The organism is Colwellia aquaemaris (assembly GCF_057548755.1).
The window spans coordinates 621970-645157 of sequence record NZ_BAAJLV010000001.1; the positions used below are offsets into that span (position 1 = coordinate 621970).

Sequence of the window (23188 nt, forward strand, 5' to 3'; positions counted from 1 at the left end):
TTTTCGTATTGATAAATACTTTATCGACGATTTATCTATATGCTTTAGCTACTTATTCGAAAGGACACGGTTTTGAAAATGTTAATTTTTGCTTTGATACCGGATGACTTATCTCTAACATTTGTGCGTGTAGCTGCAAGCGGTTACTGACCGTTAGCGCTTTTTCATGGGCATATAAACGGTCACCAAGAATCGGATGACCAATAGCAAGCATATGTACTCTAAGTTGATGAGAGCGTCCGGTTACTGGTGTTAACTCTACTAAGGTAGTTGTTTGGTCATCAATATCATTACAATAACTTAGTACTTTATAGTGGGTCAGTGCCTTTTTACCATGCTCAAAATCTACTTTTTGTTTTGGACGATTAGGCCAGTCACAAACTAGTGGTAGTTCAACAGAGCCAGTTTTATCATCGACTTTGCCAAATACGCGAGCAATATAAAGCTTTTGGGTTAACCGCTTTTCAAATTGACGACTAATTTCAACATGCGCAGGTTTATTTAAAGCCATTAAAATAATACCAGAGGTGGCCATATCTAACCGATGAACAACGGTCGCACTAGGAAGCACTTTAATGACTCGATTTTGCAAGCAATCTTGATGCTCAGGTAAACGTCCTGGCACTGTCAGCAAACCGCTGGGTTTATTTAGCACAACAATATCGTCGTCTTGATAAATAATATCAAGGTAAGGTGACATTGGTGGCTGATAAATAAAATCAGGGTTTGCACTCATTTGCTTTTTCCTTTTGTTTACTGGCTAACAACAATTAATCGAATCGCTTCAAACTTGATTTGTGCCTTTTCGATATATTCTGCTAGTGCAGTTTTTTGCATGCTAATGAAGTCAATTTCCTGCTGACGTACACTAGGGTTTATGGCTTTAAGTGCTGTTAAACGCTGGTGCTCTTCATCCATAGCTGATTGCATAGTCGTTAGTGCTTTTTGCTGGATATCGGCTACTTGCTTTTCGGCGTGAGCTTCTGCCTTGGTTACAAGTGGTGAAACTTGGTTTTTAAGTGCTTTAACTAATTGCAAGGCAACTTGTTTTTTAACTGGCGATAATTGCTGATCTAATACCGCTTCACTAACTTTATCAGCTAAATTATTACCATTTTTGTCAACTAAAATACGAATTGGCGTAATTGGTAAATAGCGTCCTAATTGTAAATTGCTTGGTGCAATCGCTTCTAAGGTAAAAATACATTCCAGGAAGAATGTGCCAGCTGGCAATGCAGGGTTTTTCAAAATACCGATGCTGGCATTACCTATTTCATCCGATAGTACTAAATCCATCGCCCCTCGAACCATAGGATGGTCCCAGGTTATAAGTTGGTAATTCTCACAAGCCAAGGCTGTATGACGATTAAAAGTGATGGTAGTGCCGTCTTCTGGCAGGCATGGGAAATTGCTAGACAACATATGTTCACTTGGGTGTAAAGCGATAGAATTATCGGCTTTATCGTCTTGTTGAATACCAAACACATCTAATAGTTGAAACATAAATTGCGGTAAATGAATTTGTTGATCAAGTTGTTCAATTTTCTCAACCAGCGCGTCAGCCTTACCTTGGCCAGAAGAGTGCAATTCAAGTAACTTGTCGCGACCTGACTCTAAGTCTTGCTTAATGGTCAGGTGTTTTTCATGGCTTTGCTTAATGAGTTGTTCAGCGTCAGCAGATTCCCAGCTAGCACTTAATGCTAATTCAAACAGTTTGTCACCGAATGACTGATAAACCGCGTGGCCCGTAATACAGGTATGCTCAAAGGCATTTAATGCCTGTTTGTACCATTTAAACAATAAACTTTGTGGTGAGTCTTCAAAGAAAGGTACATGCAAACGAATGGTTTCAGATTGCCCAATACGGTCCAAACGACCAATGCGCTGTTCAAGTAAGTCAGGGTTATTTGGTAAATCAAACAATACTAAGTGGTGAGCAAATTGGAAGTTACGGCCTTCGCTGCCAATTTCTGAACACAATAATACTTGCGCGCTGTCTTCATCTTGAGCAAAGTATGCGGCGGCGCGGTCACGTTCAAAAATACTTAAGCCTTCGTGGAAAACCGCAGCGCGCATTCCTTCTTTTACACGTAACGCAATTTCAAGATCAATTGCCGTTTGTGCATGAGCACAAATAACTAAGACCTTTTCTTTTTTCAGTGATTGCAATAACTCAATTAAATAATCAACACGTGGGTCAATGTCATACCAGTCTTCATGACTTTCTAATGCAAACAGTGTTTCTGGGGTAAATAGTAGCTTAGCGGATTTAGTCGTTTTTAAATCTTCCGCAGTACCAGATAGTAACAATTCATTGATGGCGGTTTGGTAACCTTCAGGCATAGCTAATGGCGTTGCGTGTAATTCACGCTTAGGAAAGCCCTTGATAGTATTTCGGCTGTTTCTAAATAGGATGCGGCCAGTGCCGTGACGATCTAATAGCTGTGACAATATATGCTGGCGAGCATTGTCTTGTTGAGCTTGATCTGCCTGATTAATATTCGATATATATTCGCTAACATCCGCTTCTTTTAGTAAATTTGTTAGCGTGGTTATTTGCTCAGGCGTTACTGCTTCGTTGGCCACTAAGGTATTGGCAGCATCGGCAACCTCAGTGTAATGCGCTTCTTCTTCGGTGAACTTTTGGTAATCAAAAAAGCGATCTGGGTCTAATAAGCGTAAACGCGCAAAGTGGCTTTCGTGACCGAGTTGATCTGGCGTGGCTGTTAACAGCAAAACACCAGGAATGGTTTGTGCAAGCTGCTCAATACATTGATATTCAATACTGGCATTGTCTTGCTGCCAGTTTAAATGATGCGCTTCATCAACTACCATTAAGTCCCATTCTTCTTCAATAAGGGCTTCGTACCAATTAGGGTTGCGAGTGATAAAACCTAGGTTTACTAGTACCAATTGCTCTGAACTAAATGGGTTGTCGTATTCGCCGTTACTTGAAGTTTCTTCACAGCGACTTTCATCAAAAATGCTAAATTGCAGGTTAAAACGGCGTAACATTTCCACTAGCCATTGGTGCATTAATGATTCTGGCACTATGATCAGAACACGTTTTGCTCGTCCTGTTACTAGCTGTTGGTGAATGATTAACCCAGCCTCTATGGTTTTACCTAAACCTACTTCATCGGCAAGTAAAACACGTGGTGCAAAGCGACTACCAACCTCTTCAGCGATATAGAGCTGATGTGGTATTAAGCTCACGCGACCGCCACTAAGACCCATTAAATCTGATTGTTGTTGACTAAATTGGTGGTGCAAACAGTCTTTACGCAAGCGAAACCAATCGAGGCGATCAACTTGACCATTTAGCAAGCGATCGTGCGGTTTATTGAACTTAATAAAGTGGTCAATCATCACTTCTTTTAATGAGCATGTTTCGCCAGTATCTTGTCGGACACCGTGGTAAGTAATTAAGTTGTGTGATTCTTCAAATGATTCTACGGTAAGTAACCAGCCTTCATGACTTGGGATACTGTCGCCCGTGTTAAATATGACGCGAGTTAACGGAGCGTTATCTATGGCATATTGTCTAGCATCGCCAGTGGCCGTAAATACGATAGTAACAAAGCGACCTTCAACAGAGGTAACTGTTCCTAGCCCTTGATCTGACTCACTATCACTAATCCAACGCTGTCCAGGGTAAAATGACATAGAAAAACTCCAACTTAATAGCTTAGGCTATAAATACACGACCAAAAAAAAGGCGCTATAGTACCGTTAATCATAGAAGCGATCATTAAATAAATCTGAAAAATACGACTTTTTTTGATTAAAAGTTATAGAAGCTGGAAATGTAATTTAATTGGGGAATAGTGGATGACCACAACTGGTTATATTGCCATAGAAATATGAAGGTAAAAAGTACTTTCTGGCAACAATACCAATTTAATTTATTACCCTAAAAGTCACTTGCTAGCGGTTTAATAAACTGTCACAGTGGAGACAAGTTTGTTGTGTTTAGGAATGAACAAACAAGCTGCTTAATTGTAATGAACTACAATTAAGGTGAGTAAAATTGTTTTGGTTAGATGAGTTATCAACTTTTAATGGTTTCTAGCAGCCTATGCTTTGATTATTACCTTTTCGAAGCCAGAGGAGCTGTAGAACCTTCAACTTGGTAAAGGATTTTCATATGACAGCAGAAAAAATAATTTACGTTTTAGACACAAATATTCTTCTTCACGAACCCTTCGCTTTCCTTTCATTTAAAGAGCACGACGTAGTTGTACCTATGACGGTACTTGAAGAATTAGATTCAATAAAAGATCGCCGAAAAGATGTTAGCAGAGACGCTCGAGTGGCAATCAGGGCGCTAGAAGACACTTTAGCAAATGCGTCTCCGGAAGAAGTACTTGCTGGCGTAAAGTTGCCCGAAAACTCAGAGCAGCACCCAAGTGGCTGTTTATCAATATTCAATGATTATGCGCTTGATGAAGAAAAGGTAAAGCTTTCCTTTAATGAAAATGATAATCGTATCATTAGCACAGCTATTTATTTACAAGATGCAAAACCACAGAGCAAAGTCGTTTTGGTGACTAAAGATATAAATATGCGTTTAAAAGCTAAGGGGGCAGGCTTAGCGTTTGTTGAAGACTATCGAACCGATCAGTTAATTGATGATATTCAATTTTTAACTAAGGGATATCATCAATTTGAAGGAGATTTTTGGCAGCATGTGGAAGATTGCGAGAGTGAAACCGAAGGTCGCAATACAACCCACTATGTTAAACGTGAGTTATTACCCAATCGTTATATGAATGAATATTTAATAGATGAAGGCGAGCATTTTGCAGGTAAGGTGACTGGCTGGGATGAGCAAAACTTAGCAATAACAGATTTAAGCCGAGATCGCTTAATGTCGAAGCAAGCATGGGGTATTCATCCAAAAAACATTTATCAAGGTATGGCGATGGATGCGTTATTAGATCCAAATATTGATTTGGTGATATTAACGGGGCCTGCAGGCTGTGGTAAAACACTATTGGCACTAGCGACAGCATTAGAGCAAGTAATAGAACGTGGTCTGTACGATAAAATTATTGTTACTCGTAGTACACCTGAAATTGCCGAATCAATCGGCTTTCTGCCAGGTACTGAAGAAGAAAAAATGGCGCCTTGGCTGGCGGCAATTACCGATTCGCTAGAAGTCTTGCATAAGCAAGATGAAAATATGCATGGTAGCTTGAATTACATTATGGACAAGGCCAATATTCAGTTTAAGTCGGTTAACTTTATGCGCGGGCGTAGTATTCAAAATGCCTTAGTATTACTTGATGAATGCCAAAACCTAACCGCCTCACAATTAAAAACAATAATTACACGTTGTGGTGAAGGCACTAAATTGGTGTGCTCAGGTAATTTAGCACAAATTGACAGTAATTATTTGACGGCAGTAACTTCCGGGTTGACCTATATAGTTGAACGATTTAAAGACTTTCCTGGCAGCAGTACCATTAATCTTAATGGTGTCGTACGCAGTCGATTAGCGTCATTTGCAGAAGAAAATTTATAGTCATAAGTTGTCCGATGATATTTAGCATATACATAGCTCAATATCATCGGGTATTATTTTAACTCTAATTAAGGTGTTAACATTACCAAACAATGGCGAGAGTCGTCAGACATTAAGCAGTTAAGTGTTACATGAAATGCTTTAACTGCTTAAATGAATAATAATAAAATTGCATTAGCAGGGCACTAGTTTGTTTGCACAAGGTTCAAAAGAGCAGTTATTTCAACGGTATAATAAGTCAGTTATTACGGTTTTTATCGTGATCATGTTATTGACCTTTATAGTGACCTTTTATCGTTTTTATCTTGCTCGACAAGTTCATGCAGATAATCGAATTAGTGCTCTAACTACGCAAAGTATACAGCTTAATAATCGCTTGAGCCGGACCGTTGAAACCTTAACCGGTATCAGAGATTTAGCACAGTATTACCTAAAGTTCCCAGATGAATTACCAAGTAAACTGCCATCATTACATCAAGACGGTAAATATTTTTACCTCCAGAAAAATCGTAAAAGTATTGCCAGTCAAACACGAACTATGACCGGAAATATAACGGGCATTGGGCGGGTTGATTCATTTACACCATCATTGAAGCAAGAATTGGTTATGGCAAATGCATTAACTCCTGCATTTGTTACTGCGCAGGAGTCAATCAAAGAAGCTAATTGGCTGTATTACATTTCCATGCGCCGCTTTATTAACTTGTATCCTTGGGTGCCTAGAAGTATTTGGCAATATAGCGATCAAAGTTTAACCAATAGTTTGATGCTTAAAATTCAAGCCTCGGTACACCGTGATGACAAGTTTTGGTCTCGGCCATATGTAGACTCGGCTGGCAAAGGCCTCAATACCGCGTTGGGTATGGGGGTATATTTAGATAACCGAATGACAGGAGCCGTTCTTGTTGATATCAATACAGCTGGCTTATATGACTACCTACCAGAAGTGTTGGATGAAAATCATGGTTATATAATTGTTGATAAGCACAGTCATGTTTTACTGCATAAGAAAAATGACAATTTAACATTAAGTACCCGTACCGCATTTAGTGATGCTGCCCCAGAGCAATTAAACCAGTTAAGCTACCAAGCCTTGCGAGAAATAAATTTAAGTACGGAAATTGGCCATTGGGTGGTGCAAACCAAAGTATTGCCCATTAATGGCTGGGTGTTATTAGAGTATCAGCAAAAGTCTTCATTTTATGGCGCAATTGATCAGCGATTTATAGCTATATTTACTGGTTTGTTTATCGGGCTGCTCACGTTATTAATTATTATATATTATGTTACGCATCGCACATTTATCGTGCCTTCTAAACAATTTATTAACCATATTGAAAACTGTTCAGCAGGTGATCCTGGCAAAATTAAACCATCCATCGAGTGGCGCCATTGGTTTAAAATAGTTGAAGATCTATTTGGCGAAAACCGCAGCTTGTTGCAGCGTTTAAAAGATCAAAATGTTGAGTTGGATATTAGGGTAAAAGAAAAAACCCAAGCACTTGAGCATACCAGTGAGCAACACCAGCGGGACTTTGCCTTGTTGCGCTCAGTGATGAATGCTATTCCTGACTATATTCTTTTTAATGATCAGCAAGGACGTCTTATTGGTTGTAATCAATCCGTTGAAAGGTTGGCATCACAGCAAGAAAATGAGGTATTAGGTGGGCAAACTAATGCATTTATTAGCACAACATTTGGGCAAGATATAACTGATTTTTTGTCTGATAATGCGCAAAGCCCAGTTAATAAAGTTAGCCAGCAAACTGTTAGCACAGTCAATAAAACCTACGAAGTATATAAAGCGCCTTTTTATGGAGACGGTCATATTGCTTTAGGTAATATTATTTTAATTCGTGATGTTAGCCAGCAATTTGAAATTAACCAAGCGTTAAAGCGTGCTAAGAACCAAGCCGAGGAAGCGAATAAAATAAAGAGCCAATTCTTGGCTAATATGAGTCATGAAATTCGTACGCCAATTAATGCTATACAAGGAATGTATTATTTATTGCTGCAAAGTGAATTAAATAAAATTCAACAACAGTACTTACAGAATGCGCAAACAGCATCTAATAGTTTACTCTTCCTAGTTGATGAATTATTAGACTCCGCGAAAGTCGAGTCGGGCAATATGTCTATTTACAAGGAAATTGTCAGTTTAGACAATATTATTTCACAAGCAATTAACTTAAATATATCCTCAATTGTGAGTAAAAATTTGCAATTTAACGTTGAGATTGCAAGCAATGTACCACTGCAAATATATACCGATAACATGCGACTTGTACAAGTGCTCAGTAACTTGTTAAACAATGCCACTAAGTTTACTGAACAAGGCAATATAAAACTATCAGTGTCATTGATTAAAAACCGAGAAAATGAGCACGATGTACTTGATTTTACGGTGCAAGATACAGGTATAGGTATTGATAAAGCCAAGCAAGGCAACTTGTTTGAAGCATTTCAGCAAGCAGATGATTCAATGACGAGAATGTATGGCGGTACAGGATTAGGTTTATCTATTTGCCAGCATATTGCCCAGTTACTTGATGGTAAAATAAGCATAGATAGTGACTTAGGCCAGGGGGCAAAATTTAGCTTAAATATTCCAATAACCCATGATAATCGACATGATAAAGTGATGAACAGCTTTAGCACTCTTAAACTGTCGCTGTCTGATGTAAAAATAATAAACCTTGCGGTAGATTTACCGGCAAGTGTGCAAGAAAATTTCGCTAATCTCGAACAAGACATTATCACCATAAAGCAGCTTAAAAACTTGGATGTCAGCCTTATTGGTGCTCGCAACGTTTTATTGCTTGATAATCTTACCAATAAGCAAAAATTTACTGATGAAGAAATTGCAATAATTGCTGAGCACATTACATTGGTCGCTATTTGCCAACCAATTGAAAGCGTAATTTCAGCCACTTTACTTGAACAATTTAACCAGCGGAAAATTAAATATTTATTGCTGGAAACACCGCTTTATAGGCAGGCGATTATTAAATTGGCCGAGGAGGTTGAATTATTATCATCGGTTACCAATACACTTGTACCTGCGGCAAGTAATACAAACTCTGCAGAGCACTTAGCCGGATTAAAGGTTTTGCTGGTTGAAGATAACCTAGTTAACCAACTCGTTGCCATTAAGTTACTTGAGTCATTAAAAATAAAAGTTACCGTTGCAGAAAATGGTCAAGAAGCGTTAGAGCTGTTAACGACTAATAATATTGATGTTGTACTTATGGACATTCAAATGCCCGTTATGGATGGTTTAACCGCCACAAAGCATATTCGTGCGCAATCACAATTTAAGAATTTACCGATATTAGCGATGACAGCCCATGCTCGTGAAGAAGACAAACAACAATGTTTGGCAGCAGGTATGGACTTACATTTAGCAAAACCTATTACACTAGCGGCATTGACAGAAAATATTCTGTCGGTACTTTAAGGGGGACGTTACAATTTTGCCTGCTACTGTTGCAAATTGGCAAAGAATGGCTCTGCGTAGTAATGGCCGTTGCGAATAGCAAACTCAGACTCTACTGAAACTTCACCAATATTCATCAGTGCAGGGCCAGTTGGCTCTGCTAATACATATTGTAAACCATCGACACTAATAGCTAACTCATTCCCTTCTGCGGGAATATTAATCGCTAATAAAGCATGATTATCAATAAATACTAGCATCATTTTAATACGTGGCATTAGCATTCGAAATATCGCCGCTGTTAAGGTTACCTTGCTATCACAATCACCTTGATTTTCCCATAATGTTCTTAAAGGCGGATTGAAACCCGCACCGGTTGACGTTGTTCGTGACTCTAAGGTGGCATATGGGATACTTTGGACAAAACCGAGTACATAATTACTCACTTTACGAATGTTTTGTATTGAAGCTTTATCTAAAATTAGCTTTTTTAACGGCTTGAAGTCATTTACCGACTCATCAGCAAAACGAACATGATCGGGCTTGATGGCTACGCTATTGTCAAAAGAAATGAAGCGTTGATAAAAGTTTTCGTGTAAATATTCGCGCATTAATTCAGTTTCAAGTGCCTGAATTTTTCTTTCAGCTTGCGCCAGTGCTTGTTGATTTTGACTGCTAATTTTAATTTGCATCTCGTCACCAGCCCCTAAGAAAGAAAAATGAACATCAGGTGAATTTTCTTTACTTAAGGCTCTTTTGAGCCCTTGATCTATATAACGCTTGGCTTGACTTGCTTGGTAGGCCTTAAAATTTCGAAAGCGATCAAAGAGGGTGGTTTTATCAATCGTGAAAGTTATAGATTGATTTTCTTGGGCTTGATCTAGCCATTGATAGCTAAACTGAACCGTATTTTCGTTAGCTTTTTTGCTAAAACTCAGCTGCTTAGCCCAGAGCGAGCTATGAAATGTTAAAATAACAACAGCAAATGTAGCAAAAAATCTCACATAAAACCTTAAAAGCTAATCACGTACACCTCAAGCTTACGTGAAAAACTCTTTGTACGCTAATTTCTAGTTAGCTCTTTACTTTTACTCTGTTTAATATATATTCAAACAAGTGTTTTAATTAAATGTTTTAATCAAGTGTTTGGAGAAAATGATGGCTGACTATCAAGTGCCTTTAAGAGATATGAGTTTTTTATTGTATGACGTATTTAAGGCGGATGCGTTATGGCAGTCGTTGCCCACTTTGGCTGAACGCGTAGATAAAGAAACAGCTGAAGCCATTTTGCAGGAATGCGCAAAAATAGCAGAGCAAGAAATTGCGCCACTTTCTCGAAACGGAGATGAAACAGGTGTTAAATTTGATAATGGCAAAGTAACCACAGCGGCGGGTTATAAACAGGCATTTAATACTTATGTTGAAGGTGGTTGGACGTCACTGGGTGGTGAACCTGAGTTTGGCGGTATGGGCATGCCGAAAATGTTAACAGCATTGCATGAAGAAATGCTGTGCTCTGCAGATATTTCATTTTCATTGTACCCTGGTTTAACAGCTGGGGCAGGTTTATCGCTGGCAAAGCATGGTAGTGAAGAGTTAAAAAATCGCTACCTTACTCGCATGTATGCAGGGGAGTGGAGTGCAACAATGTGCTTAACTGAGGCACATGCGGGTACTGACTTAGGCATGATCAGAACGAAAGCAATTCCACAAAACGACGATAGTTATTTAATTACTGGCACTAAAATATTCATTACTGCTGGCGAGCATGATCTAACTGATAACATCGTTCATTTAGTACTGGCAAAGTTACCTGATGCACCAGCCGGACCGCGCGGTATCTCGTTATTCTTAGTACCTAAATTTCTAGTCAATGATGATGAATCAATTGGTGAGTTTAACCATGTAAGTTGTGGTTCAATTGAACATAAAATGGGTATTCATGCTTCAGCAACTTGTGTGATGAATTTTGATGGTGCGCGAGGTTATTTAGTCGGCGAGCTAAATAAAGGCCTCGCCTGCATGTTTACTATGATGAACTTTGAGCGCATTGGTGTTGGAATCCAAGGGCTTGGCGCAGCTGAACGTTCATATCAAAATGCCTTGGAATACGCAAAAGATAGAATACAAGGTCGTTCACTTAGTGGTGCGAAGTCAACAAGTGCAGAAGCAGATTCATTAATGGTGCATGGCGATGTGCGCAGAATGCTATTAAATATGAAAGCCTTGAATGAAGGTTCGCGTGCCCTATCTACCTATATTGCCATGCAGCTTGATATAGCTACCTATGGTGAAGGTGAGGCTCAACAAAAAGCTGAGCAACTTGTGGCGTTAATGACGCCAATTGCCAAGGCATTTTTTACCGATTTAGGATTTGAAAACACAGTTGCTGGCCAACAAATTTTTGGTGGTCATGGCTATGTGCGTGAATGGGGGCAAGAACAATTAGTAAGAGATACTCGTATTTCACAAATTTATGAAGGTACTAATGGTGTGCAAGCAATGGACTTGTTAGCACGAAAAGTTGCTGGCAGTAAAGGCCAGCTTGTGAAAGTGTTTGTAGAGGAAGTACAAACGTATATTGCATCCTCACACGCTGAAAATATGCAAGAATTCATTGAGCCATTAACACAAGCATTGACCGAACTGGAAAGTTTAACACACGACATCTTACTCTCGGCACAAGCTAACCCAGAAGAGTTGGGCTGTGCCGCCAATGATTATTTGCATGTTTTTGGTTATACCGCCATGGCATTTGTTTGGGCGAAAATGGTGGAGGTTGCACTTAATGCTGATGAAGGTAGCGAATTTCATCAAAGTAAAGTTCATACCGCAAGATACTTCTTTGCTAGGCTTCTGCCTCGTTGTCAGTCGTTAATTTCTTCCGCCAAAGCAGGTAGCCAAGCTATGTTTGATATGCCAGAGCAATTATTTTAAACATATTGAACAAATATCGTTCGAACAAGCCAATTCCATGATGTGAATTGGCTTTTTTTTGCTGAAACTAAGGTGTTTTTATTAAGAAACAGGTAAAATTATAAAGACATAGCAAATGAAGAAACTTACCGATTAGTTGCCTTATCGCTTTAAATCGCTCGCTTAGTTTTAGTTTTAGTTTTAGTTTTAGTTATAAGCATAATTTACGCGCTACCTCATATTTCATTCAAGCAAATGCAAACATGATGTTTGTTGACCAAGGATACCGGGTGATTAAATTTCATGGTTTTGCGTATGCTATTTCGAAATAGTCAGTTTCTATTGATGTGTTATTTGAAGAATTAAAGCATCCTTAAGCCTTCAGGCTCCATTAAACCTCAAGTATGTATGGCGGTTACATAATGTTACTGGCTTAGTAACATTATCATACCTTATTGTTGCTTTAAGACATTTATACTTTGCAAATCGGACTTGCCAATTTTTTTGTGGAATAGATTATGTTTGGTTTGAAAAAAGAAATGCCTGCAGAAAGTAATATGAAAAAAATATTACTTATTGAAGACGATCGTATGGTGTCGAATTTAATAAAATCGTTTTTAGAAAAGTCCAACTTTATTGTACAACAAGTTTTCCGTGGCGATATGGCACGAGATGCGATTAGTCAGTTTAAACCTGATTTAGTTATCTTAGATATCGGCTTACCTAAATTAGATGGCTTTCATGTTTGTCACGAAATTCGAGAAATTTATGATGATCCAATTGTCGTTTTAACGGCAAGAGAAACCGACGAAGAGCAAATTAGTGCTTTTAAGTTAGGTGCAGATGATTTTATTACTAAACCTGTTTCGCCTAATGTATTAAAAGTAAGGCTTGATGCCATGTTACGCCGTAAACCAGCTAAAGAAGAGCGGCCATTGCATGCCTTTAGAGTTGGTAACATCGCTTTATACCCGCAAGCAAATAAATGTGAAATTGACGGCAATATTATTCGTCTTAGCTCGTTTGAGTTTCAGTTACTGGCACTATTATTACGTAATGTTGGTCGAGTCATGACACGAGATGCTATTTATAGCGTGCTACTAAACCGAGAATATAACGGTGTAGAACGTACCGTTGATGTTCGAATTTCTAAGTTACGTGACAAGCTAATTAATGAAGGGATGAAGTGTGCGCGTATTGAAACGGTTTGGGGTAAAGGTTATATCCTTAATGAAACTGCCGGCTAAACCGTAACAACTTTTAAGCTGATATCTTATAAACAAAAAAAAGACCAATTAAATTGGTCTTTTTTTTTGTTTTTACAGCTAGTTAGCCTAGTAAACTAAAATGAATAGGTGGTACCAATTAACGCTACTTTTTGTTCACTTTGGTTCAATAGCGTGAAGTCATCTTTAGTGCTAGCAACATGGCTTGTGGTAATTGCGCCAACGACACTCCAATGATTAGTTAAATCAAAACTGCCGATGACTCCTATGGTTGTGCTGGTTGTTGGTAACGCACTGGTGTAGGCGTTAGTTGTCGGCAAAGGTTTGACTTGAAGTTCATTTTGAGAGCCTTCCATGCTTTCGATACTTGCTGTTACAGACAAATTAAAGCGACCAAAATTAACTAAACTATACGCACCATGTAAAAAGCTTTTAACACGCTTATGATTTAAATTATTTGTACTGTTATAGCCTGTTTCTGTACGGAAACGGCCATATTGAAATAAAGTTTGTTGAGCCAAGTTTGGTACTAAAAAATCTTCTTCATTAAGCATCTGGCTGCGGCTTGAAAGCACGTAATTGTTTTTCAAACTATAAAGCCCAGTTTTAAACGTTTCAGCGATTTTATGTTGTAAATATTTACTGTTGTCTACGCTAAAAATATCATTCACTTGAGGCGAAAGATTAACGTTTTTATTGGTTACAGCTATGTGCTCAATTGCTGAATCAGACCAATCTTTAGGGTTAATTGCCGTGTTAAGGGCAGTATTTTTATTTCGGCTAACGTCGTTGTTATCCATGTTTGATTCGGGCAATGTTTGGATAGCCGAGAAATATTCATTAGCATGACTTATATTGCTAAATTGAAGCAACAAAAAGCAGCAACAATAAAAGCTATTGCGAGTAAGCGTTATTCTCATATTCTCCCCTTTACACTCTAAGTTAATCTAGTAAAACTTGAAAACAGCGTAAAATTTGATGTTGATGCGCTAATTATTTTTATTCGCGATGATTTAACTATAGCTAATGATTTTAAAGTCGTGGAGAAAATAACTATTTTTATTTTTTAACGTTAAAATAGATACATTTATATGCGTAAACGCTAGAATAATATCGATGCTTTAAGTGATAAAAATAGCAAGAGAATAGAAAAATATAGGTGTCGTATTAGTTAAAAGCATAACAATATTAAGGAGAACATTAGTGCGCTTTGTCATGTGTTTATTCGTTGTTTTATTAGCAGCGTGTACCAGCAATTTATTACCTGAAGATGTTGTTGAGAAAAATGTTTGCGACCTGCCGTATTCTCGTTATCAAGCAACCGTTACTGGATATTGTCAGGAGCCGAGAGCAGACCTCGCTGAGTTTGTGCCTGTACTGAATAAAAGTATCACCATTAAACCTCTGGAAAACATTCCTGAAGTTTTCTGGTTTAGTAAAAAAATGAATTACTCGTTATTAAAGCAAGAGACGACTGCACCACTTATTTTTGTTATTGCAGGTACTGGGGCTGGCTATGACAGTGCTAAGATGATTAATCTGCAAAAAAATTTTTATCAGCAAGGCTACCATGTAATTTCGTTGTCTTCGCCTACTTTTGCTAATTTTATTGTTAATTCGAACAACACTAAATATATGCCGGGTAACTTAGCACACGATGCCCAAGAGTTATACGATGTAATGGAGCGGGTTTGGCTGCAAGTTCAACGAGAAGAGCAAGTACTTGCGTCATCATTTTCGTTAACGGGTTATAGTTTAGGCGGAGCACATTCTGCATTTGTTTCACTACTTGACGAAGAAAAGAAAGTGTTTAATTTTGAAAAAGTACTGATGATCAATCCTCCTGTTAGCCTATATAACTCGGTGAGCATACTCGATAAATATTTCGATTTGCGGAATAACCGCGAAGCTTCGATTGCTATGTTTGATGAAATATTTGCACGCTTTTCTGACGGTTATGCAGCGCAAGAATCTTCTAACTTTGATCAAGACTCTATTTTCAGTTTGTTTAAAAATGCACATTTAACAGAAGCTGAGCTTAAACTGCTTATTGGCGCATCTTTTCGAATGTCATCATCAGATATGATTTTTGCCTTAGATGCCAGTTTTAATAGCGGCGCTATTACCTATAAAAACCATGACATAGATAAGTTTGAAAGTTTAACGCACTCTATGCAGCGTGCCAGTGATATTACTTTTGTTAATTATTTTGAGGGTGCAATGTTACCAAGAGCTCAACGAGAAGATGCCAATATTACTAAAGAGGCGTTAATTCATCGCTATAGCTTGCATGCTATTGAAGATTATTTGAAAACCTCCGATAAAATCCTGTTAGTAACCAATGCTGATGATCTTATTTTGGCGGCAGGTGAAGTTGAGTATTTACAAAGTGTATTTACCGAGCGCGCGAAAATATTTCCACGTGGCGGCCATTGCGGCAATATGGACAGAGCAAGTTTTATTGCTCATATTAATGGCACATTTAGCCAAGGAGTGCACTAATGTTTGCGTTTATCAATCGATATACTAAGCAGGCCATTTGTTTGTTTGTGTCAGGGGCTTTATTGGCATGCTCTGCAGTACCAAAATTGGAAGATGATGCAATTGCACCATTAGTGAAACTTCCTGATAATCATAATAAGTTGGGATTAATGAGCGAATATGCTGATCCTTGGGAAGGCTTTAATCGTCGCATGTATTACTTTAATGCAAAGGCTGATCAATATGTATTGTTACCGGTAGTTAGCGGCTATCAAAAAATCACTCCAGATTTTATCGAAGCTGGTGTTAGCAATTTTTTCGATAATTTAGGTGAAATTCCAACTTTTATAAATTCTTTACTACAGTTAAAACTTGCGGTAGCAGGCGAAACGTTAGGGCGCTTTGCACTAAATTCTACACTAGGTTTAGCGGGTGTTTTTGATGTGGCAACACCGATAGGCTTGGTTGAGCAAGATGAAGACTTTGGTCAAACCTTAGGTTACTGGGGAGTAGGAGCTGGGCCTTATTTAGTATTACCATTACTGGGACCATCGTCATTGCGTGATGCTGCTGGCTTAGCATTTGACTCTTTAGCCTATCAACAAGCTATTGATGAGCTAGGAATGAAAGCAGACGAAGAGCTGTTTTTGTCATTCCTAAACAGTATTGATACCAGAGCACGATTACCATTTCGTTACTATGCATCTGGCTCTGCTTTTGAATATGAAAACTTAAGGCTGCTTTATTTAAAGTACCGTGAAATCCAGATCGCTCGATAATTATCTAGTCATAAGCACTAGTGTAGAAAATAGGTTAAACCCCATAAATATAGGATGATATTTATAATGAAAAAATCTTTAATCGCTTTAGCATTACTTTCAGGCTCGTCATTAGCGGCCAGCATAAATGATGTAAATCAGTTGCCTGACAGCACAGAAAAAGCAAAAAATGGCCTACACGGACAGGTAGGTTTAGCTGTGGTTAATTTACCTGAATTTATCGGCAGTGATGATAATAAAACCACGGCCTTGCCCGTTATCAATGTTCATTACAATGACAGATTTTATTTTAAGTTTAATCGCATAGGTGGCTGGCTTTATAAAAATAAGAATGGCTTTCGTTTTGGGGGTGTTGTAACAACCCACGGTGGCTATGATAAAGAAGATATTGCTAACAATGAACTAGCACAAACTTGGGGTGACCGTGATACTTCTTTTATGGTAGGTGTAAATGCTGCATACCGTTATCAAAAGCTAAATATAGAAGCAGGCTATGTAACAGACGTTTCAAATAACTCAGAGGGGGCAAAATTTTATACCAGTGCAAGTTATATTGCCTATGCTGATAGAGAAAAAACATTAACATTAAATGCACGCTTAGAGCACTTAGACAAAGATATGGTCAATTACTACTATGGGGTTAACGATTCTACGTTAAATGCGACATTAGGGCTTATTGGTACATATAAATTATCAAAAAATTGGACTGCTATCGGTGCCTTAACAGTAACGTCTTTAGGTGATGAAATATCTGATAGCGCTATTGCAACAGATGATAAAGCTAACTTGGCTCTGCTTGGCGCAGTATACTCATTCTAACAATTTGAGTTTCTAGTAATAAATTAGTTTTTAGGATTTGCCACATAGTAAGGTTTATCGCTTTTAATCATGCTGGTGCAATAGAAATATTGCTATTGTGATAAATAGCTAAATGCAAGATTTAGCTATTTATGAAATTAAAGGTATAATCACGCCTCGTAAATTTTCTAGGAATGCCTTTTGTTAGCTGTAATTCGTATTATTTTGATGACTATTGTGTTGGTTATCATTTCTATTTGTTCGTGTTTATTTTGCTTAATTCGCCCTTTTCATCGAGACAATGTGCATCATACGGCGAAATATATGGGCAAGGTATCTAAGTTGTTGGGCTTAGAGGTGGAAGTACGTATTCCTGATTCAGTGAAAAATATAGGGCCAGTGGTCTATATTTGTAACCACCAAAATAGTTACGACATATTTACTGTTAGCGGGGCTGTGCAGCCTGGTACCGTTAGCGTAGGCAAAAAAAGTTTAAAATGGATCCCATTTTTTGGACAAATGTATTGGTTAACGGGGAATATTCTTATTGATAGAAAAAATAAGAATAAAGCCATGAATACCATTGAGTTGACGGCAAAGAAAATTCGCGAGAAAAAGCTGTCGGTATGGTTGTTTCCAGAAGGAACACGCAGTTACGGTCGCGGCTTGTTACCTTTTAAAACCGGAGCTTTTCGTACGGCAGTGAAAGCTGAGGTGCCAATTGTACCTATTTGTGCCAGTAACACGCATAAAACCATTAATTTAAATCGATGGAATAATGGGAAAATGATTATTGAATTACTTGACCCTATTACCATTACTGCCGATGAAAGAGATAAAATTAGAACCATCACTAACCAAACTCGTGCTGAAATGTTAGTGAAACTTGCCGCCCTTAATAAAGAAACAGGGCGCGAAATAGTCTTATCAAAAGATGAGGCAACAGACCAAGAACAACCGAGTGAGATAAAATAATGATTGATGAAGAATTGCAACAATGGCGAGAACATACCGAACAGTTAATTGAAGCATTAATTGCAGACGGCACCAATGAAGAAGTTCATCATACTATCGAGCACCACTTTTCTAGTGTTGACTTTGACGTATTAGAAAAGGCGGCGGTTAGCGCATTTAAAATGGGCTTTGAAATTGAAGAGCCAGAAGAAGCTGAGTTAGAAAACGGTGAGAAAGTGTTTGCTTTTGATATTGTCACCGAGCAAGCTTTAGATTTCGATATTATTTTTGATGAAACAAAAACTATGTTTGAATTAGCAAAACAGTGCAAAGTTGATTATGATGGTTGGGGTACATATTTCGAAGAATAATTAATCAACATATAAAAATAAAGTAGGTTACCCCGATGGAATGGTTAGAAACATTATTAAAGCCTGAAACATTATCGTTATTGATTCCCATAGTTGCTATTGTCGGTGCATTTGGTATCGCAGGACTAAAAGCACATCATCGGCATCAAGAGCGAATTGAAAAAATTAAGAACGGTTTTAATCCTGATTCATAAAAAAAACGCAAAGTGTAGTCACTTTGCGTTTTTTTATGTTCAGGATGAACAGTATGTCATGATGCCACGGAAGGCAAAAAATGACGATGTTCAGGATGAACAGTATGTCATGATGCCATGGAGGGCAAAGAATGACGATGTCATTGAACAGTTAATTAGATTAGCTAGCCTTAGCCAAAGACAATGGTGCTTGTTTCGTTAGCTCAAAAGCGTGACGATTACTAAATAATGAAAATGCTGCTGGTACAAAAATAAACGATAAGACTGTAGTTAATACAGTACCACCAGCAACTGCCACAGCAAATGGTGGCCAAAAGCCACCACCAGCAAGAATTAACGGCAGGAAGCCACCAACCGTAGTTATAGTGGTTGAACTAATATGACGAGCACAACTTTGGACACAACGTATAATTGCTTTGCTATCACCTTGCACCGCTTTTTCATCCATCTTCAACTCAGCAATAATTACAATGGCGGCATTGATAGCTAAGCCCATAAGTCCCAATAAGCCAATAATTACAGTAAAGCCAAATGGGTAATCAAAAATATAAATGCTCAGTAAGCCTAGGCCAATTGACTGAAATGCTGACAAAAAGATGATGGCACTTAAGCGGAAAGAGTTAAATGACAACACCACAACTGTCAATAATAAAGTTAAAATTAAGCCAACGCTGGCAAGTAGTTTTCCAACAGCTTTATTACGCTCTGCTGATTCGCCACCTAGCTCTAATTGATAACCCGCAGGCAATTGATAATTTGCCTTGCTCATCTTCTCTTTAACGCGATTAAGCACAACAGAAGGTAGAACACCGGCACGAATATAGCCTTCAATAACATTCACTCTAACGCCATTTCTATGTGGAATAGCACCACGACTGGCTTTTATGTCTAAATCAGCAATTGCTGTTAATGGAATTGGTTGCTTATCATTTGGCGTTATAATGTTAATATTTGCTAAGGCGGCCAATTCATTACGTTTTTCATCGCCAATACGCACACGTACAGGAATAGATTCAGTCGACTCGATAATAGAACCGTTGTGCAATCCTGACAGCGTGGTATTGAGCTGTGTAGCAACGTCTTTTAATGATAATCCCGCTAAGTTTGCTTCAGCTTCATTAATATTAATCCAAACTTTTGGCGTACCAGGCTGTAATGTTGCGCGACTATGGGTGATATCTTTAGTGCTCGCCATAAAGCCACGAATGTCGTCACCTATGGTTTTTAGCCGGTCAAGATTTGGCCCATAAACACGTAACTCAACTGGTGCATTAAATGGAGGGCCTTGCTCGAGTTTTCTCACTAAAATTTGTGCTTCGGGCATCATATCATCAAGCGATTGCTGAATTTCGGGGATTAAACGATTTGCTTCTTGAAAGCTAGTTGCGGTTACCATGGCCTGGCCATAATATTGTGCGCCGTCTTTAGATGGCACCAGATTATAGTAAAACGAGGGAGCATTTTTGCCGATAAACCAATGCACAGATTTAATGCCGTTTAATTGCGTTAAATACTGAGTTAATTCTTCACTTGCCCATTCAGTATTGACAATACTACTTTGGGCTGGCAGAAATAATTCAATTTGGAACATGTCGCGATCTGAAGCGGGGAAAAACTGCTCAGAAAGCTGTTTGGCTGCAATAAATCCAAATAAAGGTAAACAAAATACTAGGGCGATAACGGTTTTTCTATGCGTAAGCGACCAGGTTAATGTTTTGACAAAACCTTGGTTAAGTGAAGCTATGGTAATGCCGCGTTGATACCAGTGATTCTGTGCTTGGTTAGTTCTACTTATAAATCGTCCTGCTAAACCCGCAACGATAGTATGCGAAATAATATAAGAGCCGACTAAGGAGAATATAACGCTTAACGCAATACCACCAACAAACTCACCGGCAGGCCCAGGCATTAATACAATTGGCATAAAAGCGAGCACAGTGGTTAATGTTGAGCCTAATAACGGTAGCCATAAATGATTAACGGCATTAGCAACAGCATCAAGTCGGCGTTGACCATGTTCTCGATTTGTTTTGATAGTATCAGCCATGACAATGGCGTTGTCGACCATAATACCTAAAGCAACCACTAAGCCTGTAACCGACATTTGGTGAATTGGCAGGCCATAGAAATTCATTACAGAAAGCGTAAATAAAACGGTTAGCGGTAATGACAAGGCCACAATAACCGCTGCTTGCCAGCCTAGCGTAATTAGTAACACCACAGCTATTATGGCAAAGCCGACGGCAATATTGCTGACTAAATCACTTAAACGGGTCTGGGTATAACTGCTTTGATCAAAAATAATTTTTAGGGAGATATTACTTGGTAAGGTGTTTGAAAATGCATTTAGCTTTTCTTGAACGGCACTGCTCCATTGATCAATGCGCAAATTTGGTAACATACGTGTTGCAACCACCACCGCTTGTTGATTATCGACCATGGCGATTTCTGTTGGCGGATAGTTCACGGTTTTACGAATGTCTGCAATATCACCTAAGCGCAGTAAATTACCTTGCTGATCTGTTTTTACTGAAATATTACTGATACGTTCCGTGTTATTTAATGCACCAGTTAATTCAATTTGCATTTGGTTAAATTGATTCGTTAATTGCCCAGCTGAAACCTTAGCGTCAGCATTTCCTATTGCCGCTGATATTTGCTGTGTGGAAAGATTCAATTGGCTGGCAAGTATTGGGTCAATGTCGACTAAAACTTCTTCATTGCCACGGCCATAAATATTAACAATATCGGTACCATGCACCAGTTTTAATTGATTTTGTAATTCATTGGCATAACGGCCAAGCATGGCAATGTTAGGTGCATCGCTCCCTTGCCAGTTAAGCGCAATTATTTGCGTATAGGCATAACCTCTATCATCTTCTAATACGGGTGTTAGAGTGCCTTCGGGAAAGCTTGGATTTAAATCATTAAGTAAATCGCGTACACGAGACCAGATCGGCTTAGTGTCGGTAATTTCATCTTGTAGTTGTACCTTTACAATAGAAATTCCTGGCCTTGAATTAGAGGTAAGTAAATTAATTTCGGGTAATTTACGTAACTTCTGTTCAATTTTTTCACTGATCAAAACCTCTACGCGTTCAGCGCTAGCCCCTGGAAGTTGGGTAATAACACTGGCAATTCGATTGGTGATTCTTGGATCTTCAGTGCGAGGTAAATTGGTTAGCGCGCCTAAGCCAGCTACAATCAATAGCACGATAACCAGTGACATTAAGCGACCATTTTTTACAAATGAACGGATCATAGCGAGCTTCCCACCTTAGCTGTTTGCTCTGACGCTTTTAGCGAATTTCTCACCAATTGTCCGGGAACATATCTGTGTACGCCAGCGACAATAATTTGCTGTTGCTCGGTTGGTAAACCCGTAATATACGCTGCATCTAGTGTTGAATATTTTACATTAACGGTTGTCGCAATAATTTTGAATAAACCATCTTTTTGATTTTCAACACGAAAAACATTCCATTGGCCGCGAATACCATCAGTTAATGCCGAAATTGGTAACCAAAAACCTATTTGTTCGACTTTTTGATGAATTTTGACTTTTGCCAATTGACCATTATAAAAGTTGGCGTGGCCGGTAATTGCCAAACGCAGCTCTACGGTGCGACTGATTTGATTGACCTGTTTACCTACCACTAGTATTTCTGCTGACAGTTTTTCTTGCTCAAGCTCAACATCAAGCTTATCGCCAATAGTAAGATCACGTGCAACTTTGACTGGCACACCAACTAATATTTCATGTTTCGATTGCTTGATAAGTTCAAATGCCGCTTGATTGGCATTAAAAACTTCGCCTTCGGCAACCGTTCGGCTGCTAACAACAGCATCAAATGGCGCATGCAGTTGTGCCTTAGCGATTTGATAATCAATGGTTGCTTTAGCTGCTTGCTGGCGGGATAAATCAGCGCGGATAACCTTTTTCTCGGTTTCCAGTTCGTCTAATGTTTGTTTGGAGCTATAACCTTTAGTGTTTAATTCATTAATTCGGGCAAGATTTAGTTTATTTAGCTCTGCCTGTGCCACTAATTGGCGAATACTCGCATCAATTTCTTGTCGTTTTATTGCAAGTAACTCGGTATTAAATTCTGCTAACAGTTGCCCCTTTGCCACCGAATCACCGCTGTCTACATACACTTTTTCAACCTTTCCACCATATTCGAAACTTAACGACGAAAACTGCTTACTTGCTACTTTACCGATATACTCATATGAGATTTGGTAAAAATTACTCGGAGAAATCGTTTCTATATTTGCACTCTGATGATAGGTGTTGGCTTGCTCGACTACATCGTTCGATTTAGAACAGCCGCTTAATACTGTAGATATCAATAGAAAACTGGTAATTGAAGTAATAATTTTAGTGCGTTGGTTATTAAACACGAGACCGACCTTAACATAGAAAATCTATTAACTAGACTATGGAGTCTAGTTTAATCAGACTAGACTGTCCAGTTTATTTTGGGTATGTTATAGACAGAAATACAA

General features: G+C 38.5%; 16 protein-coding genes. 10 read left to right on the plus strand and 6 right to left on the minus strand.

Annotated elements, in window-relative coordinates; genetic code table 11:
- Positions 1–52: 52 nt before the first annotated feature.
- Together rluA and rapA are read right to left on the minus strand one after the other, a co-directional pair.
- Positions 53–736 carry a bifunctional tRNA pseudouridine(32) synthase/23S rRNA pseudouridine(746) synthase RluA gene (gene rluA / locus AC27HL_RS02780; protein ID WP_487078842.1) on the minus strand — a complete coding sequence of 228 codons (684 nt, stop codon included), beginning with the start codon at positions 734–736 and terminating at the stop codon, positions 53–55.
- Positions 737–753: 17 nt separating this feature from the next.
- A complete protein-coding gene (gene rapA, locus AC27HL_RS02785) occupies positions 754–3666 on the minus strand; it encodes an RNA polymerase-associated protein RapA (RefSeq protein WP_487078843.1) in 2913 nt (970 codons plus the stop codon).
- 481 nt (positions 3667–4147) lie between these two features.
- Here rapA and AC27HL_RS02790 point away from each other — a divergent pair, with 481 nt between their 5' ends.
- Positions 4148–5527 (plus strand): PhoH family protein, encoded by a 1380-nt coding sequence (locus AC27HL_RS02790; RefSeq protein ID WP_487078844.1) that lies wholly within the window; start codon positions 4148–4150, stop codon positions 5525–5527.
- Between the two features lie 190 nt (positions 5528–5717).
- A complete protein-coding gene (locus AC27HL_RS02795) occupies positions 5718–8984 on the plus strand; it encodes a response regulator (protein WP_487078845.1) in 3267 nt (1088 codons plus the stop codon).
- A gap of 23 nt (positions 8985–9007) precedes the next feature.
- On the opposite strand, the gene AC27HL_RS02800 is transcribed toward AC27HL_RS02795, so the two are convergent.
- The gene (locus AC27HL_RS02800) at positions 9008–9967 is read right to left on the minus strand and encodes a hypothetical protein (protein ID WP_487078846.1); all 960 of its coding nucleotides are present in this window, start codon (positions 9965–9967) and stop codon (positions 9008–9010) included.
- A 154-nt stretch (positions 9968–10121) separates the two neighbouring features.
- Between AC27HL_RS02800 and AC27HL_RS02805 the strand changes: the two genes are divergently transcribed.
- Positions 10122–11900, plus strand: coding sequence for an acyl-CoA dehydrogenase C-terminal domain-containing protein (locus tag AC27HL_RS02805; protein WP_487078847.1), 1779 nt, complete (start codon positions 10122–10124; stop codon positions 11898–11900).
- 497 nt (positions 11901–12397) lie between these two features.
- Positions 12398–13126 (plus strand): response regulator transcription factor, encoded by a 729-nt coding sequence (locus AC27HL_RS02810; protein WP_487078848.1) that lies wholly within the window; start codon positions 12398–12400, stop codon positions 13124–13126.
- 95 nt (positions 13127–13221) lie between these two features.
- Here the strand turns inward: AC27HL_RS02810 and AC27HL_RS02815 are convergent, their stop codons facing one another.
- The gene (locus AC27HL_RS02815) at positions 13222–14025 is read right to left on the minus strand and encodes a hypothetical protein (RefSeq protein ID WP_487078849.1); all 804 of its coding nucleotides are present in this window, start codon (positions 14023–14025) and stop codon (positions 13222–13224) included.
- Positions 14026–14308: 283 nt separating this feature from the next.
- Here AC27HL_RS02815 and AC27HL_RS02820 point away from each other — a divergent pair, with 283 nt between their 5' ends.
- From AC27HL_RS02820 to AC27HL_RS02845, 6 genes are all read left to right on the plus strand, one after another.
- The gene (locus AC27HL_RS02820) at positions 14309–15607 is read left to right on the plus strand and encodes a hypothetical protein (RefSeq protein WP_487078850.1); all 1299 of its coding nucleotides are present in this window, start codon (positions 14309–14311) and stop codon (positions 15605–15607) included.
- Complete coding sequence (locus tag AC27HL_RS02825) at positions 15607–16365, plus strand: MlaA family lipoprotein (RefSeq protein ID WP_487078851.1); 759 nt, start codon at positions 15607–15609, stop codon at positions 16363–16365. Before AC27HL_RS02820 ends, AC27HL_RS02825 begins: the two co-directional genes overlap by 1 nt.
- A 66-nt stretch (positions 16366–16431) precedes the next feature.
- Positions 16432–17184, plus strand: a complete 753-nt coding sequence (locus AC27HL_RS02830; protein ID WP_487078852.1) for a MipA/OmpV family protein — start codon at positions 16432–16434, stop codon at positions 17182–17184.
- 180 nt (positions 17185–17364) lie between these two features.
- A complete protein-coding gene (locus tag AC27HL_RS02835; protein WP_487078853.1) occupies positions 17365–18138 on the plus strand; it encodes a 1-acylglycerol-3-phosphate O-acyltransferase in 774 nt (257 codons plus the stop codon).
- The gene (gene rraB / locus AC27HL_RS02840; protein WP_487078854.1) at positions 18138–18488 is read left to right on the plus strand and encodes a ribonuclease E inhibitor RraB; all 351 of its coding nucleotides are present in this window, start codon (positions 18138–18140) and stop codon (positions 18486–18488) included. The genes AC27HL_RS02835 and rraB overlap by 1 nt, the downstream gene beginning before the upstream one ends.
- A 35-nt stretch (positions 18489–18523) precedes the next feature.
- Positions 18524–18682, plus strand: coding sequence for a hypothetical protein (locus tag AC27HL_RS02845; protein ID WP_487078855.1), 159 nt, complete (start codon positions 18524–18526; stop codon positions 18680–18682).
- 160 nt (positions 18683–18842) lie between these two features.
- Here AC27HL_RS02845 and AC27HL_RS02850 read toward each other — a convergent pair whose 3' ends face one another.
- Positions 18843–21944 carry an efflux RND transporter permease subunit gene (locus AC27HL_RS02850; RefSeq protein ID WP_487078856.1) on the minus strand — a complete coding sequence of 1034 codons (3102 nt, stop codon included), beginning with the start codon at positions 21942–21944 and terminating at the stop codon, positions 18843–18845.
- Positions 21941–23083 (minus strand): efflux RND transporter periplasmic adaptor subunit, encoded by a 1143-nt coding sequence (locus AC27HL_RS02855; RefSeq protein WP_487078857.1) that lies wholly within the window; start codon positions 23081–23083, stop codon positions 21941–21943. The genes AC27HL_RS02850 and AC27HL_RS02855 overlap by 4 nt, the downstream gene beginning before the upstream one ends.
- Positions 23084–23188 lie beyond the last annotated feature (105 nt).

Excerpts from the sequence above, each read along its gene's own strand:
- AC27HL_RS02845 (WP_487078855.1), top strand. The coding sequence starts at position 18,524 with ATGGAATGGTTAGAAACATTATTAAAGCCTGAAACATTATCGTTATTG.
- AC27HL_RS02830 (WP_487078852.1), top strand. The coding sequence starts at position 16,432 with ATGAAAAAATCTTTAATCGCTTTAGCATTACTTTCAGGCTCGTCATTA.
- AC27HL_RS02825 (WP_487078851.1), top strand. The coding sequence starts at position 15,607 with ATGTTTGCGTTTATCAATCGATATACTAAGCAGGCCATTTGTTTGTTT.
- rraB (WP_487078854.1), top strand. The coding sequence starts at position 18,138 with ATGATTGATGAAGAATTGCAACAATGGCGAGAACATACCGAACAGTTA.
- rluA (WP_487078842.1), bottom strand. The coding sequence starts at position 736 with ATGAGTGCAAACCCTGATTTTATTTATCAGCCACCAATGTCACCTTAC.
- AC27HL_RS02815 (WP_487078849.1), bottom strand. The coding sequence starts at position 14,025 with ATGAGAATAACGCTTACTCGCAATAGCTTTTATTGTTGCTGCTTTTTG.
- AC27HL_RS02805 (WP_487078847.1), top strand. The coding sequence starts at position 10,122 with ATGGCTGACTATCAAGTGCCTTTAAGAGATATGAGTTTTTTATTGTAT.
- rapA (WP_487078843.1), bottom strand. The coding sequence starts at position 3,666 with ATGTCATTTTACCCTGGACAGCGTTGGATTAGTGATAGTGAGTCAGAT.
- AC27HL_RS02810 (WP_487078848.1), top strand. The coding sequence starts at position 12,398 with ATGTTTGGTTTGAAAAAAGAAATGCCTGCAGAAAGTAATATGAAAAAA.
- AC27HL_RS02790 (WP_487078844.1), top strand. The coding sequence starts at position 4,148 with ATGACAGCAGAAAAAATAATTTACGTTTTAGACACAAATATTCTTCTT.
- AC27HL_RS02850 (WP_487078856.1), bottom strand. The coding sequence starts at position 21,944 with ATGATCCGTTCATTTGTAAAAAATGGTCGCTTAATGTCACTGGTTATC.